At 36.8% G+C, this 15,606-nt stretch carries 13 protein-coding genes; 10 read left to right on the top strand and 3 right to left on the bottom strand.

What is annotated here, in order from left to right; genetic code table 11:
• The first annotated feature begins 147 nt into the window (after window positions 1-147).
• The 6 genes from accC to JKP34_RS05425 are packed head-to-tail and all read left to right on the top strand — an operon-like array spanning window position 148 to window position 6,087.
• Window positions 148-1,641: an acetyl-CoA carboxylase biotin carboxylase subunit gene (gene accC / locus JKP34_RS05450; RefSeq protein ID WP_201918488.1), complete on the top strand. Its 1,494-nt coding sequence runs from the start codon at window positions 148-150 to the stop codon at window positions 1,639-1,641.
• Between the two features lie 3 nt (window positions 1,642-1,644).
• The gene (locus JKP34_RS05445; RefSeq protein WP_201918486.1) at window positions 1,645-2,946 is read left to right on the top strand and encodes a DUF1015 domain-containing protein; all 1,302 of its coding nucleotides are present in this window, start codon (window positions 1,645-1,647) and stop codon (window positions 2,944-2,946) included.
• Window positions 2,912-3,490 carry a Maf family nucleotide pyrophosphatase gene (locus JKP34_RS05440; RefSeq protein WP_201918484.1) on the top strand — a complete coding sequence of 193 codons (579 nt, stop codon included), beginning with the start codon at window positions 2,912-2,914 and terminating at the stop codon, window positions 3,488-3,490. Before JKP34_RS05445 ends, JKP34_RS05440 begins: the two co-directional genes overlap by 35 nt.
• Window positions 3,487-4,416 carry a CPBP family intramembrane glutamic endopeptidase gene (locus JKP34_RS05435; RefSeq protein WP_201918481.1) on the top strand — a complete coding sequence of 310 codons (930 nt, stop codon included), beginning with the start codon at window positions 3,487-3,489 and terminating at the stop codon, window positions 4,414-4,416. Before JKP34_RS05440 ends, JKP34_RS05435 begins: the two co-directional genes overlap by 4 nt.
• 37 nt (window positions 4,417-4,453) lie before the next feature.
• Window positions 4,454-5,104 (top strand): DUF3291 domain-containing protein, encoded by a 651-nt coding sequence (locus JKP34_RS05430; RefSeq protein WP_201918478.1) that lies wholly within the window; start codon window positions 4,454-4,456, stop codon window positions 5,102-5,104.
• Between the two features lie 59 nt (window positions 5,105-5,163).
• Window positions 5,164-6,087, top strand: a complete 924-nt coding sequence (locus JKP34_RS05425) for a hypothetical protein (RefSeq protein ID WP_201918476.1) — start codon at window positions 5,164-5,166, stop codon at window positions 6,085-6,087.
• On the opposite strand, the gene JKP34_RS05420 is transcribed toward JKP34_RS05425, so the two are convergent.
• From JKP34_RS05420 to JKP34_RS05410, 3 genes are all read right to left on the bottom strand, one after another.
• Complete coding sequence (locus JKP34_RS05420) at window positions 6,084-6,674, bottom strand: hypothetical protein (protein ID WP_201918474.1); 591 nt, start codon at window positions 6,672-6,674, stop codon at window positions 6,084-6,086. The genes JKP34_RS05425 and JKP34_RS05420 overlap by 4 nt on opposite strands.
• A gap of 63 nt (window positions 6,675-6,737) precedes the next feature.
• Entirely contained in the window at window positions 6,738-7,997 is a 1,260-nt protein-coding gene (locus JKP34_RS05415; RefSeq protein ID WP_236664898.1) for a DUF819 family protein, read from the bottom strand.
• Window positions 7,978-8,610 (bottom strand): NUDIX hydrolase, encoded by a 633-nt coding sequence (locus JKP34_RS05410; RefSeq protein ID WP_236664897.1) that lies wholly within the window; start codon window positions 8,608-8,610, stop codon window positions 7,978-7,980. Before JKP34_RS05410 ends, JKP34_RS05415 begins: the two co-directional genes overlap by 20 nt.
• A gap of 142 nt (window positions 8,611-8,752) precedes the next feature.
• Between JKP34_RS05410 and JKP34_RS05405 the strand changes: the two genes are divergently transcribed.
• The 4 genes from JKP34_RS05405 to JKP34_RS05390 all read left to right on the top strand — a co-directional run bounded on the left by JKP34_RS05405 (window position 8,753) and on the right by JKP34_RS05390 (window position 15,601).
• A complete protein-coding gene (locus tag JKP34_RS05405; RefSeq protein WP_201918470.1) occupies window positions 8,753-11,575 on the top strand; it encodes an endonuclease in 2,823 nt (940 codons plus the stop codon).
• 60 nt (window positions 11,576-11,635) lie between these two features.
• A complete protein-coding gene (locus JKP34_RS05400; RefSeq protein ID WP_201918468.1) occupies window positions 11,636-12,259 on the top strand; it encodes an outer membrane beta-barrel protein in 624 nt (207 codons plus the stop codon).
• A 237-nt stretch (window positions 12,260-12,496) separates the two neighbouring features.
• Window positions 12,497-14,452, top strand: coding sequence for a beta strand repeat-containing protein (locus tag JKP34_RS05395; protein ID WP_201918466.1), 1,956 nt, complete (start codon window positions 12,497-12,499; stop codon window positions 14,450-14,452).
• 6 nt (window positions 14,453-14,458) lie between these two features.
• Complete coding sequence (locus JKP34_RS05390) at window positions 14,459-15,601, top strand: gliding motility-associated C-terminal domain-containing protein (RefSeq protein WP_201918464.1); 1,143 nt, start codon at window positions 14,459-14,461, stop codon at window positions 15,599-15,601.
• Window positions 15,602-15,606: the final 5 nt, after the last annotated feature.

Raw genomic sequence — 15,606 nt, 5'->3', positions numbered from 1 at the left:
AATTCTATAAACCAGCCACAAATGTAAACAAAAAAGCAAACATGAAAAAATGATCAATCGGCTTAAAAAGCTTATTATTTAGCAAAAGAGCCAATAATTGTGTAGCATTGTAAGCTCATTATTTAATAACATACAAAGCCTTAACGTATGCCAAAAATTAAAAAAATTCTAGTTGCCAACCGCGGGGAAATAGCCCTAAGAGTAATGCGCTCAGCTCGTGAGTTAGGTATACAAACTGTTGCCATTTTCAGTGAAGCGGATAGAAACGCTTTACATGTGAGATATGCTGATGAAGCTGTTTGTGTAGGACCTCCAGCTTCATCTGAAAGTTATTTGAGAGTGGATAAAATAATAGAGGCCTGCAAAAACTTAAAGGTAGACGCCATTCACCCTGGTTATGGCTTCTTATCTGAAAATGCAGATTTTGCCAGAGAAGTAACAAAAGCAGGGATAATATTCATAGGTCCTTCACCCGAAGCCATTGAAGTTATGGGGGATAAATTAGCGGCAAAAGCGGCCGTTCAAAAAAATGATGTCCCTTTGGTTCCCGGTTTAGATAAGGCAATTACCGACATCGACTTCGCTAAAAAGAAAGCTGATGAAATTGGCTATCCTATTTTGATAAAAGCTAGTGCCGGTGGTGGTGGCAAGGGTATGCGCATAGTAGAAGACCCAAAAGATTTTGAAGAGCAAATGGACAGGGCAGTTAGTGAAGCCAAAAGCTCATTTGGTGATGGCTCTGTGTTTATTGAAAAATTTGTAAGCTCACCCAGACATATCGAAATTCAGGTAGTAGGTGATACGCATGGAAATGTAGTTCATCTTTTCGAAAGAGAATGCTCTATTCAAAGAAGACATCAGAAGGTAATTGAAGAGGCTCCATCTAGCGTATTAACTCCTGAAAAAAGAGAGAAAATGGGCCAAGCAGCTATTGAGGTAGCCAAAGCATGTAATTATTATGGTGCAGGAACAGTAGAGTTTATTGTTGATGACAAACTAAATTTCTATTTTCTTGAAATGAATACGAGGCTTCAGGTAGAACATCCGGTAACTGAACAAATTACGGGAGTAGATTTAGTAAAAGAGCAAATTAGAATTGCAGAAGGCGAAAAACTATCTATTAACCAAGATGACCTCAAAATTATTGGTCATTCTATTGAAGTTCGTGTTTATGCAGAAGATCCTCAAAATAATTTCTTACCTGATATTGGTAACCTTAAAGTTTATAAGAGACCACAAGGTACTGGCATAAGAGTAGACGATGGTTTTGAGCAGGGCATGGATATCCCTATCCATTATGACCCGATGATTGCTAAACTTGTTACTTACGCTGACAATAGAGAGGAAGCCATTTCAAGAATGATCCGAGCCATTGATGAATATGAAATTGTTGGTATCGAAACTACCCTCGGTTTTTGTAAATTTGTATTGGGTCATGAGGCTTTCACTTCAGGTAATTTCGATACTAAATTTATTGAAAAACACTATAAACCTGAAAATTTAGATCAGCAGTTAACGGCTGACGAGGCAGAGATTGCCGCAGCCTTAACGACTAAATTATGGCGAGAGAAGGATACTAAATCGCAACCTGCTCTGGAGCCACACAGAAAAGAATCTCTTTGGAAAAAGAACCGCATGTAAAGTATGGCAGAAATTAAGCCTATAAAAGGCTGGCGCTACAATAAAGAACTGCAAAAGGAAATAGAGGATTTAACCAGCCCTCTTTTTGATGTTGTTTCTGCAAAGCAGCGCGAAGCTCTTTATAAAAATGAATTAAATAGCATACATCTTTCTGTTCCTCAAGGCCCTGATGCAGCTGAAAAAGCTAAAGAAAGGCTACAAAAATGGAAAGAGCAAGGTATAATTGAGCAGGATCCGCTTCCCGGCATTTATGTCTATTATCAATATTTCACCTTACCTGGTAGCAACAAAGAGTACATTCGAAAAGGATTTATTGCTTTCCTTCGAGCCTATGACTGGGAAGATGGCGAGCTATTAAGGCATGAAAATACTATTCCTAAATCTGTAAATGACAGAATAGATATTCTGGAAAAAACACAGATGAATGTAAGCGCAACTCATGGTTTATATACGGATCACGATTTTGAGCTTGAGGAATATATGGATGAAGCCATGAAAATGCCTCTATCTGAATCAGAGGATTACCAGGGTGTAAGAGAAGTCCTAAGCGTGATTCATGATGCGAAAATCATTAAAAAGTTTATCGAGAAAATAGCAGATCAGAAGATTATTTTGGCTGATGGCCATCATAGGTATGAAGGTTCTATGCTCTATAGGCAACAAATGATTAAAGAAAACCCTAACCATACCGGAGAGGAAGGTTACAACTTTCATATGATGTATTTCACCAACTCTGCTGCTGATGATTTACGCATACTACCCACACATAGGTTAATCCAAAACTTGCCTGATTTTAATGAAGCTGAGATCATGCAAAAACTGGAAGAAGATTTTCATATCAAGGCTGTTGAAAATGCTTCTGACATCCATGAAGTTATATTGGGAAAGAAATGGGCTTTCGGCCTTCTCTTTAAGGATAAAACCTATAAAATCAGGCTAAAACCAGAAAGTATTGATAAGCTCGAGTGGCCTTTTCCTGATGTGGTTAAACAGCTTGACCTAACTGTGATGCATTATTTCTTTATAGAAAAAATATTAGGAATAGCAGGCAAAGAACAAAGACGATCTGAAAATATTGCTTTTGAACGTAACTTCTTCAATTGCTTAACACAAGTTCAAAGTGGCGAAGCCAATATGGCACTCATCACAAAAGAAATAAGCATGGAACAGGTAAGAGAAGTATGTTTCAGTGGCTACACCATGCCTCAAAAGTCTACTTACTTTTATCCGAAAACAATTTGCGGATTTTTATTTAGCTCAATAAAAGAAGATGAATTTAGCTTACCCCCTTATTTTAGGCTCTAAATCGCCTAGAAGAAAAGAAATTCTAGAAAAAGCAGGTTTTCTGTTCTCCGCAGAAAGTTTAGATACGGCTGAGAACTATCCTGAAGATTTACCAAAAAATAAGGTAGCAGCTTATTTGGCTGAACTCAAAGCCAAGGCATTTCTTGAAAAAGGAGGTTATGAAGATAAATTGATTCTTACAGCTGATACCACAGTGCTTATAGATGATGTATTGCTTGAGAAACCAGCCGATGCAGATGAATCAAAAGAAATGCTTAAAGCCTTAAGTGGTAGAACTCATGAAGTAGTTTCTGCTTTCACCATTTTGCATAAAAATGAGATCAAAAGTTTTTCTGATAGCACCTACGTTACTTTCGGAAAATTGGAAGATGCCGTAATTGAGCAATACATTATTGAGCACAAACCTTTTGACAAGGCTGGATCATATGGTATTCAGGAAGGAATAGGTCTTACACACATTCAAGAATTAAAAGGTTCTTATTTTACAGTGATGGGCTTACCCATTCATAAAGTATATCAGCAACTCAAGCCATTTATGAAATGAAAACCATCTGGAAGTATTTTAAGGATTATCACACCTCATTAAAGCATCCGATTTGGCTTTACCTAATTATCACCCTTTTTTTAGGTTTACTTACCTGGTTTAACTACACCTATAAACTGGAAAAATGGCTGGATAGGTTAAAGCCTGATTATTTACCATATGTTGGCCATTTCATCATGTTCTCGGTGATCTACTGGTTGATTGTTTGGCTGTGTGTTCAGTTTAAGGTCATCGATAATGTATTGAAAAACAGAAGCTTTATACTAAAAAGCTTCTTTATGTTGACCATACTAACCTTAGATGTTTGCTTCCATTTCCATAAAGACTTCATCAGGGCAAATTTTGAATTCAAGAACCGATTTTATTTATATAAAGTAGTTGGTCAAATGACCAGTGCCTTAACGGCTATTCTTCCTCTATTTATTTATTACTGGTGGAAGGAAAAGCATGACCAAACGCTCTATGGCTTTAAAGCTTCGGCTAGGAAGATTGGTCAGTATGTGCCACTGGTTCTTTTAATGATCCCTTTAATTGCTGCCGCTTCCTTTCATGAAAGCTTTAGCAACTTCTATCCTATTTTTAAGGAAAATCAGCATTTCCTTGACTGGTCAGTGCAAACCAGAGCCACAGTATTCGAAATCTTTTACGGTTTAGATTTCATAACTACCGAGTTTATGTTCAGAGGTTTTATGGTGCTTGGCTTTACCTATTATTTAGGACCAAGAGCTGTTCTACCAATGGTAGGCCTTTACGTAGCCTTACACTATGGCAAGCCTGCAGGAGAAACTATCGGCTCATTTTTCGGAGGTTACATCCTTGGTGTATTGGCTTACCAGAGTAAGAACATCTGGGGAGGCATACTGGCTCATGTGGGTATTGCCTGGCTCATGGAGCTTTTTGCATGGCTTCAGAAAATGTGGGATTAAAACTTATCCGATAGCTTGTAGTTGAAAGACCCTAGTTATGGTCACAATCTCATTTATTCATTATTCCGAAAACAAATGGTGGGCTTTTAAGCAAATGCGCTTACTCCCACCTGAAATTGAGCAAGTTGAAGGAGTAATCTTTTCTAAATTATTAGGTACCGGCAGCGGATTTGGTTTTAGTCTAAAACCAGATTTCAGCACTTATTCCTTACTAATCAAATGGAAAGATGAAACAACAAAAGACCAATTCTTTAATAGTCATCAGCTCTTTCAAGAATTAGTTGGGAAGAGCAACACTATTAAAACCTATCTGCTTGAAGAGTTAGGTGCACATGGAAGCTGGTATGGTGCAAATCCCTTTGAAGAGCATGCAGCATATGATGGAAACCAAATAGCCATCATCACCAGGGCCAGAATTAATGTATTAAAACTTCCCCGTTTTTGGAGTAATGTACCAAAAGCCAGCAAAGCTATAAAGGAAGCAAAAGGTCTGGTTTTTACTAAAGGTATTGGAGAATGGCCATTGATTGAACAAGCCACTTTCAGCATTTGGGAAAATATGGAAGCAATGAAAAACTACGCTTATCAAGATACCCACAAAGAAATTATCAAAAGAGTTAAACAGGAAAACTGGTATAAGGAAGAGCTTTTTGCCCGCTTCAATGTAAAGGGAAGCTTTCAGCATTGAAGGTTAACAATAATTAGTTGGCAGCGTTTTCTAAATAGATTTTTGATTTACCACATACCATGAAAAATATTAAAATCACTTCCCTTTTATTAATTGCCATTTCTTTACAAGCATGTAATCAAAAGAAAGCTGTCAGTCAGCAACAAGCATCTGAATCTGAACCTAAGATTAATTTAAGTGAGCAATTTGGTGATTACTGGTACCAGGGGAAAGCCGAACTTACTTCTTATGATTTAACGCAAGTGCGTTATGGTCAAAAAAGAGAAGGTCATGCGGTACTTGTATTCGTAACCGAAGATTTCTCGAAAGAAAAGCAGGTGAAGTTAGATAATCCGCAGGCTAATCCTGAAGATGCTGAGAAAGTGATGAAGCTCAACTTTACGAAAAAGTTTAAAACTGGTATATATCCTTATTCAATGATGAGCTCCATTTTTAATCCTGTGTATCCTGAAAATGATTTACACGCTGTAAAAATCACCACTTCTGTACAAGAATGGTGCGGACACGTATTCATGCAGTTTAATAAAGGAACGAATAATTATGACGCCATGATACGAAGCTATTTTGAAAGCGAAGGCGATCAAAACTTTAGCTTGCCTAAAGCATGGAGTGAAGATGAGCTTTGGAATTTGTTGCGGTTGGATCCTTCTGCTATTCCTTCAGGTAATATGAAGATGATCCCTTCTACTATGTATTTAAGGCTAAAGCATAAACAAACCGCTGCCTACAAAGCCAGTATTGAGAAAGACATTCAAGGAGAAAATAGCAGTCTAATTATAAAGTATCCAGATTTAAAGCGTAAAGTAAAAATCAACTATCAGAACAGTTCCCCTTATAAAATCAACTCGTGGGAAGAAACTTATCCTGAAAATGGTGAAATGATGACCACAACAGGAACGCTCAAAAAAAGAATTATGCTGGACTATTGGAATCGCAACTCGGTAACAGATTCGACTTATAGAGAGGTATTGGAGCTAAATTAATGATTGATAAAATACATTGTATCTAGCTCTCTATATTTTAGTTGTTCCAATCTATTGGCAAAGCTAAATAACAAACTTTCTTGTACATCTCTATTTCTGTTATACAGTTGTTTAAAAGTAAACTTTCCCTGACTAAAATCTAATACATTTTCAGACAAGAGTAATTTTCCTTCATTTTCAATTTGATATAGATTTTGTCCTTCCACAATTCCTAAAAAGCTGAAATCAGGCAGACTGTCATTAATATTACTCAAAAGAAAATTATAGCTAACTTCAGCTTCTTCGGTATAATTGGAGTTAAAATTATTCCTCACGTCAATACTAAAAATCTCGTCCGCAACATTCCGATCACTCAAATGAGCTTCTAAGTAAATATACTCATAAAAACTCTTAGGCATTGGTACCTCATATTCATTTTGATACACATCGACTTCCATCTCCAATGTATCCTGTTCGATTATCAAACTTAATTTATCACCCTTATCATATAAGGTGAAATTTTCAGCTCCATCACTTAGATCGTAATAAGTATCATCACAGCTCATGAGCAGACAAAAAATAGCGCAAGCGAAAAGTATTTTCTTCATATGGAAATTACGTTTCATAGATTGACTCTGTAAACTACAAAAACGTTGGAATTGCACTCTATTTTAGCCAGCAGCAAACTGCATCAAAATGCCGCACAAATAAGCTGCATAGGTACCTAAAGCGTAACCTAACACAGCTAATAGTACACCTACTGGTGCCAAACTAGGATGAAAAGCTCCTGCTACAATGGGTGCAGATGCTGCGCCTCCAACATTTGCCTGACTTCCAACAGCCACAAAGAAATAAGGTGCTCTGATTATTTTTGCAATAAGTAATAACAGGACTACGTGAATACTCATCCATATTAAGCCAACCAAAAAGAAGCCAGGGTTATCAAAAATAGCTGTTATGTCCATTTTCATACCGATTGTAGCCACCAATATATATATCATTACAGAACCCAGCCGTGAAGCACCTACCCCTTCCAATTTTCTTGCCTTTGTGAATGATAAAAGTAAACCAATGGTAGTAGCAATAACAACCAACCAAAAGAAACCTGATGTTAAACTGAACTTTTCAAGTCCGGGCGCCTTTTCAGCAATAAAAGGTGCAATTAAATCTGCTCCAAAATGAGCAAGACCAGTTGCTCCAAACCCAATTGCCAATACTGTCATTACTTCTGGTAATTTGGGAATCTTCATGATTGAAAGCTGGTATTCCTCTATTTGATGTTTGACCTTATCTATAGCTGAAGCATCTGCCTTTAGTCTTTTATCAAGTTGACTGGAAATTCCGGCACCATATAATAAAAAGGCCATCCAAATATTGGCTACGATTACATCTACCGTAATCATGGTTGTAAATAAATCTTCACTAGCACCAAAAGTTTCAAACATTGCGGCCTGATTAGCTCCTCCACCTATCCAGCTACCTGCAATTGTAGCCATACCTCTCCATACAGCATCAGGGCCTACTCCACCCACAACTTCAGGAGCAAATGCAGAAGTGATTAAAATTGCCAGCGGTCCGCCAATTACAATTCCAACCGTTCCGGTTAAAAACATGATAACAGCCTTTTTACCAAGACTGGCTATTCCCTTTAAATCAATACTAATGGTAAGCAATACCAAGGCCGTAGGTAGTAGGTAGCGGGAAGCAACAAAATACAACTGACTTTCATCTCCTGAAATAATTCCGAGTGTATTAAATATGGAGGGAATGAAATAACAAAGAAGTACAGATGGAATGTATTTATAAAATTTCTGCCAGCCTGTTTTCTCGCTTGTTGAAGTAACAAACACAGCTGCCAAAATTAGCATCAGTAAGCCAAAAACTACTGCATCATTGGTAATTAAAGGTGTTTTATCCATTCTTATACTCATTTATTAAACTAACAAATTCACTCAATATCATAGAGGTGGCTCCCCACACCACTTTCTCTTCAATATCAAAATAAGGTGCTCTCAGCCTGATATTTGGTCCTACAGTTAGCTCTGTTTCCTTCAAGGTTCTTGCATCAGATAAGTGATTTATCTCAGCAGTAAATATCTGAGCCACTTCTCTTGGGTCTCTTCTAAATTCCGGCTTTTCAGCCAAAAAACTGATGACAGGCTTTACGATAAAATTACTAGCCGTAATATTCAAATCAGACAACGCACCTATTACATTTTGTCTTTCAATTTGAATTCCTATTTCTTCAAAAGTTTCGCGGATAGCGGTAGTTTCTAAATCAACATCTTCCTCCTCCATTTTACCACCGGGCAAGCTCACCTGACCACCATGTACACCATCGTAATCTGGCCTTTGTGTAAGCGGAAAAAATACTTTGCCATCCTCCTCATAAAGGGCAATCATAACCGCTCCCTTTCTGGGAGGCCTGGTGTGGTTCATTCTGAAATCACCACCAATTCGCTGAGCCATCATGCGTTGATGAGCTTCTCCCCCTGGCAAATCGGACTTTAATCGCTTCTTTAAAAAATCAACAAACTGATGCATTCTTAATTTTTTAGCAGAACAATTATACAAAACAATGTTAAGCATACATCATTTTTTGGCGAAAGCTGTCCATTATTCTATAGGCTAATCACTTAGCATTTATTTTTTTTAAGATATTTGCAGCCTAAAATTTTAAAACTGTATGAAGCATCTGGCTGCAAAACTCTTTCTATTCGTTTTATTAATACAATCAGGCATCCTCCTAGGTCAAATCCCAAGTGGCTATTACACAAGTGCTGAAGGTAAAACCGGCTATGCTTTAAAAACTGAATTATCATTCATTATTGATGGACATACTGATAGAGGGTACAGCGCACTGTGGGATTTATACCAAATAGCTGATGTTCGATCAGATGGTTTTGTTTGGGATATCTATTCAAACTGCAATTTGACCTTTGGCACAGATCAAGACAATGGTACTGGTGGAACAACTGAATGCGATAAATATAATAGGGAACATACATTTCCTCAAAGCTGGTTTAACTCCGCAAGCACACCTAGAGCAGATGCTCATATGGTACTTCCAACCGATAAGAAAATTAATTCAGAAAGAGGTAATCTACCCTATGGTGAAACCGATGGGGGTATAATCTCTTCCAATGGAGCTCGTAAAGGAAGTAATACAATTTCTGGATATACTGGGACAGTATTTGAACCAGCTGATGAATATAAAGGAGATGTTGCAAGAATCTATTTTTATATGGCAGCGAGATATGAATCAGACATTGATGCCTGGGAAACGAACTCCACAGAGTCGGATATAGTTTTGAATGGTTCAGAAGATCAGGTTTATGAAGATTGGTTTTTAAGAATGCTCTTAAGTTGGCATGACAGCGATCCTGTTAGTCAGAAAGAGGTCGACAGAAATAATGATGTCTATGACTTTCAAGGTAATAGAAATCCTTTTATTGATCATCCTGAATGGGTAAGCTGTATTTGGGAAGGTGTTTGTGAAAATAGTGCGAATCCTTCGCTTACCAGCTCAGCTAATTCTTTAAGTTTTAGTGATCAGGTTTTTGGTAGTAACAGTGAAACCTTAAGCTTCACATTAACCGGTGAAGACCTTACGGAAGATATAACTATAAGCTCGAGCGATGCTGAATTTACCATAGCTATAGATAGTGAAACCAATTTTAGTACTTCCAAAACTTTAAGTCCTGATAATACTGGAGAACTATCCGCAACTATCTATGTAAAGTTTGCTGCATTAAGTAATACCGCAGAAACCATTAATGGTCAGCTTTCAATCACACAAAGTGAAGTTGATATTATTAACATTAATTTAAGTGGTGGTGTTCTTGAACAGACAAATCCAGTCTTAGAAGCTACAGTTGCTACTTTAGATTTTAGTGATGTTGAATTTGGTAGTGGAAATGAGGTCTTAAGTTTTTCATTAACGGGTGCGAATCTTACGGAGACTGTAAACCTATCCTCAAGTGAGGCTGAGTTCACTATTGCTATTGGTAGCCAAACAAATTTTGAGTCTAACAAAACAATTACTCCAGAAAACACAGGAGATGTTTCAGAAACCATTTTCATTAAATTTGAGCCTGTACAAAATATAGCTGAAACTATTAACAGCACACTCAATATAACACAGTCTGAAGTTTCCGATATAAATATAGATTTAAATGCAACTGTGATAGAGCAGCTTAATCCTGAACTCACTACATCAACAACAAATCTAAATTTCAATGCTGTCAATTTTGGAGAAGGTACAGACATACAAAGCTTTGAGGTTACAGGGTCTGACTTGTCACAAAATATTTCATTAAGCGCAATGGCTGATGAGTATACAATATCTATTAATGATCAGAATAGCTTCTCAAACGCTGGTCTAATAACTCCTGAAAGTAACGGAGATGTTCAGGCAACCGTTTTTGTAAAATTTGAAGCCACACAAAACATAGATGCAACTATCAATAGTTTTATTTCTATAGCTCAAGCCGAAGTAGAGAATATCAGTGTTTCTCTCAGCGGTGAGGTAGTAGCCGTTTATAATCCATTAGTAAATATTACAGGCTCGTTAAATACTTTTAGTACAAATATCTTTTACACTGAACAAACTGAGGCTCAGACTTTAAATATTCAGGCATCAGGTATAAGAAACCGTTTAAAAATAGCCGCTACAAATAATTTCCAAACTGGTACTGCAAGCTCAAATATGGTAGCTACTCAAGAATTAGTACCGAATCAGGAAGGCGCTCTTCAACAAGAAATACTAGTCAACTATTTACCTGAAAACTATAGTGAAGGTACTTTTGAGGGGATGCTCTACTTCATTTCAGAAAGTGATACGGTAAACAGCTTAGCACTTAACGCAACGATCACTGATCAGGACACAAGTGTTGTTATCAGCTTCGTTCAAGACTCAATTTTTGCCTCAACTGATCAAAGCAAGTATGAAGTTAAATTATACAGTCAAAGGAAATTGGATAAAACTCAAACCTTTGAAATCCGATTAAACAACTTCACTAATGTTTTCTTTCCTGCTCAGTTTACAGTTTCTGAAGAGGTTACTGGAACGAGGTTTCCTTTGGCCATTGCTGAAGGAGATAGTGCAGTTTCATTTAATATTATGCTAGATACAGCCAAACTAAAAACTAACACTAATAAGTTTTTCACCATAGATATCACATCAGCTGAAAGCTTTGAAATTGGCGATATTGGATCACTATACTTTAAAATTGCGCCATTTCAGGAAACTATTACCTCAAACAAGCATTCAAAAATTAGTTCTATTGAATTAAAGAATAACCCAGTACATAACTACCTTACTTTCAACCACTACTTTAACCTGCTTACGTATGATATATTTAACCACAATGGTAAAAAAGTAAAGAGTGGATGTATCAATACTTCAAATGAAATCGAGGTTCAATCATTGCCAGATGGCTTATACATAATAAAATTGTTTGAAGAGAATACCGGTGAAACTTACATCTCTAAATTTTTGAAAAATTAGATAAACTGAACCCTTGAGTCGATGAGTCGTAAAACTGCCCGTACCAAAAAACAATTTATTATGAAGAAATTAATTTTTGCAGGCGTATTCTTTCTTGCCGCATTTAGTCTTAAAGCACAAACAAGTTCTGGCGATTTATTCGTTGGTGGCGGTTTTCAATTTACCACTTCTGGAGGAGAAGTAACTAATGGAGCTACTACAACACAAAAAGCAAACACTTTCAGCTTAGGATTTACACCTAAAGTTGGTTATTTCGTAAGTGATAAACTGGCTGTGGGAGCTGGTATAGGTTATGTAAGTAGCCGAACTACTCAGCCTAATGATGATTATACCGCTTCTTCAACAATATCATTTTCTCCATTTGCACGCGTTTACATGCCGGCCAATGAGCAAATCAATTTTTATGGACAAGGTTCAGTTGGTATTGGTATAGGTAATTCAAAGCAGGTAGTAGGTGCTACTGAAACAGATACTGGTGATATTACTACTTTTAACTTTGGAGCTGGAGTAGGTGTAGCATTTTTCCCTAGCGAGCACATAAACATCGACTTTGGTTTCAATTTGATCAATTTTAGAGCTGAAAACGATACTGACCCGAATAATGATGTAGAGGATAAAACTAATACTTTCAATTTTGGATTATCCACTTTCTCTCCAAGCATTGGAATTAACTACTTCTTCTAGTAGTAATTAGTTAATCATAAATAATGAAGCCTTGAACTAAATAGTTCAAGGCTTTTTTTGTACCTACTACATAAAGCCAGTAAACTCTAACAGTACTCATAAATATTTATAAGTCAGTCAATTATAATCCATGTTTTATTTCTAATTACAGAAGTATATTTATATATTTACATTAAATATTTATTTATTCATATTTAATGATCAAATATTTATATTCTTAACATTGATCTGATTGTTATGAACTTTGAGTTAAACTTATCTAAATGTATTAAGGTAGTTGCAGTTCTAATTGCCTTATTGCTTCCATCATTCGGCTGGACTCAGAACACAGTAGGTATAGGCACTGAAACACCTAATGAGAATGCCGTTCTGCATCTTGTATCAACAGGGAACAATCAGGGGCTATTGATTCCTTCTATGTCTACAACACAAAGAACGAGTTCTACATTTATCGATGACCTCACTACAAGTGATAATGGTTTGTTGGTTTTTGATTTGACTGAAAAACAATTTTATTATTGGCAAGATACACAGTGGGTTAATTTGTCACCACAAGCTCAATTTAACGCAGGAAATGGCATTTCAATTTCAGGCAACACCATCTCTAATCTTGGAGATTTGGACTCAACTAACGAAATCCAGGATCTTGTTTTAACCGGAAACAACCTATCTATTTCTAATAATCCGGGCGCTACTTCAATAGACTTAACACCATTTAGTGGTACAAATACAGATAATCAAAATTTAACATTAACAAGCATAAACGATGAAAGAACCATTGATATCAGTGGCGGTTCGGGCGTTACATTCAGTGTAGCAGACAATGACAATGATCGTATTAATGAGATACAGGATTTAATACTCGATGGAAATGCTCTTTCCATTACTAACAATCCAAATGCCACTGCTATTGATCTATCACCTTTTGTTGGCTCTAATACCGATAACCAGAATTTGTCTGTCACCAATTCCGGAGAAAACAGAACCATTAATATAACAGGGGGTGACGGAGTAACCTTTAGCATTGCCGATAATGATAATGATGCATCTAATGAGATACAGAACCTTAGCTCTGTACTTTCTTCCGGAAATGATGCCGGTGGTGCTAGCATAGCAAATCTGGCTTCGCCATCAAATAATAATGATGCAGCAACAAAGTTATATGTTGACAACAATGTTTTCTCAGGAAATTTTGCCGACTTAAATGGAATACCATCAGGTTTGGTTGATGGTGATGATGTGGGTTTAACAACCATAACAACTAATACTAGCCTTACTGGTGATGGAACTTCAGGTTCACCTCTATCTATAGCTAATAATGGAGTTACAACCGCAAGAATTGCCAATGGTGCCGTAACCAATGCCAAAATAAATGATGTGGCACCTTCAAAAATTAATGCTGGTGGAGCCACAACAGGGCAGGCACTTGTTTGGGATGGTAGCAACTGGGGACCTCAAACTATAACTACTTCCATTTTTAATACAACTAATGTAATCCCAAAAGGAAATGGAAGTACACAAGTTGCTTCAAGAATATTTGATAATGGTACATATTTAGGAATAGGGAGAACTAGCCTTCTAACTCCAACCTCCTTTGTTGACATTGATATGCCAATCTCTGGTTCTGCATATGGAGGATTTAATCTAAACTCAACCAGTGCGACAGGTCGCCCTTATCTCGGTTTTTGGTTAAATGGCACACTTTCAAGTTACATTTTTCAAGACCAAAGTAATGCTTTAAGATTTTACAGTGGAGGAACAGCCATGTCTATTGACAATGCTGCTAATGTGGGTATTGGTGTTGCCTCACCTTCAGCTAAACTCGATGTTGTTGGCTCTACTGAACTAAATGGAACATTTGCAACCCCAGCCACAGCTGCTAATGTTACCGGCACTATCAATCTGGCAAAACCAACAAGAAGAATTGTTAGATTAACAGGTTCTGCTGGTATTCCTGCGATAATTTCAACGATTTCACCAGGTGATGATGGACAGGAAGTAATTCTCTTAAATGCTGGGGCAATCACTATTAGGGTTAACGGAGCTGCAAATGTTATCAATCCAAATTCTGTTATTTTAGACAACTTCACTGTCTCATTGAGCCAATATTCAACACTTCACCTTATATATGATACTAACGTAGGTGCCTGGGTGGAAGTCAGCAGGTCTATTAACGATTGGATACTTAACTAGAAACCTATGAAATCATTGTTAACAATATTGTTTTCATTTATGATTAATGCCATATGGGCTCAAGGAATAATCAATAATAATAGTACTATTAGTATTACGGATGGCACTACCCTATTTATAAATTCTGACTTCACCAATAATGGGACAGTGATAAACAATGGCTCCATGTTTATCTCTGGTGCGTGGACAAATAATAATACCTATGAAGAAGGCTCAGGAACATTTGTTCTAAGTAGCACTAATGATCAGGTGGTTAATCATAATGCTCAGTCATTCACAAATCTTAGAATAGTTGGAGGTGGAGCAAAGTATTTTTTAGCTGACTTAACCATTACCGAAAGTTTAACTCTTGATGATGGTATCTTAATTTCCCAAAATGGTTCTAAACTCATTGTCAATCAAAATGCCGAGATTCTTGGTGGTTCTGTCTCTTCATATATAAATGGTACGCTATCAAGAAGCGGCACAGAGGAGCTCTTCTTTCCAATTGGTAGCAACACCGAATATTTGCCAGTAAGTTTAGAACAAATAGAAGGTAATAACCCAACAATAAGAGCTACTGCTTTTTCAGATTCAGGCATATTCAACACTGACCAAAGGTTTTCTACAATTGATCAAAATCGCTATTGGCAATTGAGTTTTCAGAATTATGAAGGTGCCTATATAGAACTTCCACTCTTAGGCAATAACAACTTCACAGATATTGAAAAGCTTGTGGTTATTGCTACTGATGAGGCCAATGGAGATATAGAAAATTTAGGAGAATTTGATAACTCCGGCACACTTAATAATGGATTTGTCGCAAGCGATCAACTTGCACTTCAACAATACTACACCCTTGCTCAATTACCAGAAGAAGCAATCTCCGGCACAGACATAAATGTATTTAATGTGATTACACCTAATGGAGATGGAAAACATGACTTCCTCAATATTGAAAACATTAATGAGTACCCAAATAATACAGTGACTATATATAACAAATGGGGCAATAAACTTTGGCAAATAAGTGCTTACAATAATCGAGACAAGGTCTTTATTGGCATTGCTGACAATGGTAATGAATTGCTTACTGGCAATTACCATTATGTAATTGATAAAGGAAATGGAGACAAACCACTAAAGGGATTTCTATTTATTCAAAGATAACACAA

Source organism: Marivirga atlantica, from assembly GCF_016734805.1.
Classification (GTDB): Bacteria; Bacteroidota; Bacteroidia; order Cytophagales; family Cyclobacteriaceae; genus Marivirga; species Marivirga atlantica.
The sequence above is the reverse complement of the archived record's forward strand: the minus strand, read 5'-3'. Positions and strand labels throughout refer to the sequence as shown.

Coding starts and splice junctions, on each gene's coding strand:
- JKP34_RS05390 (WP_201918464.1), top strand. CDS start 14,459: ATGAAATCATTGTTAACAATATTGTTTTCATTTATGATTAATGCCATA.
- JKP34_RS05425 (WP_201918476.1), top strand. CDS start 5,164: ATGAAAAATATTAAAATCACTTCCCTTTTATTAATTGCCATTTCTTTA.
- JKP34_RS05445 (WP_201918486.1), top strand. CDS start 1,645: ATGGCAGAAATTAAGCCTATAAAAGGCTGGCGCTACAATAAAGAACTG.
- JKP34_RS05415 (WP_236664898.1), bottom strand. CDS start 7,997: ATGAGTATAAGAATGGATAAAACACCTTTAATTACCAATGATGCAGTA.
- JKP34_RS05410 (WP_236664897.1), bottom strand. CDS start 8,610: ATGCATCAGTTTGTTGATTTTTTAAAGAAGCGATTAAAGTCCGATTTG.
- JKP34_RS05400 (WP_201918468.1), top strand. CDS start 11,636: ATGAAGAAATTAATTTTTGCAGGCGTATTCTTTCTTGCCGCATTTAGT.
- accC (WP_201918488.1), top strand. CDS start 148: ATGCCAAAAATTAAAAAAATTCTAGTTGCCAACCGCGGGGAAATAGCC.
- JKP34_RS05440 (WP_201918484.1), top strand. CDS start 2,912: ATGAATTTAGCTTACCCCCTTATTTTAGGCTCTAAATCGCCTAGAAGA.
- JKP34_RS05435 (WP_201918481.1), top strand. CDS start 3,487: ATGAAAACCATCTGGAAGTATTTTAAGGATTATCACACCTCATTAAAG.
- JKP34_RS05395 (WP_201918466.1), top strand. CDS start 12,497: ATGAACTTTGAGTTAAACTTATCTAAATGTATTAAGGTAGTTGCAGTT.
- JKP34_RS05430 (WP_201918478.1), top strand. CDS start 4,454: ATGGTCACAATCTCATTTATTCATTATTCCGAAAACAAATGGTGGGCT.
- JKP34_RS05420 (WP_201918474.1), bottom strand. CDS start 6,674: ATGAAGAAAATACTTTTCGCTTGCGCTATTTTTTGTCTGCTCATGAGC.
- JKP34_RS05405 (WP_201918470.1), top strand. CDS start 8,753: ATGAAGCATCTGGCTGCAAAACTCTTTCTATTCGTTTTATTAATACAA.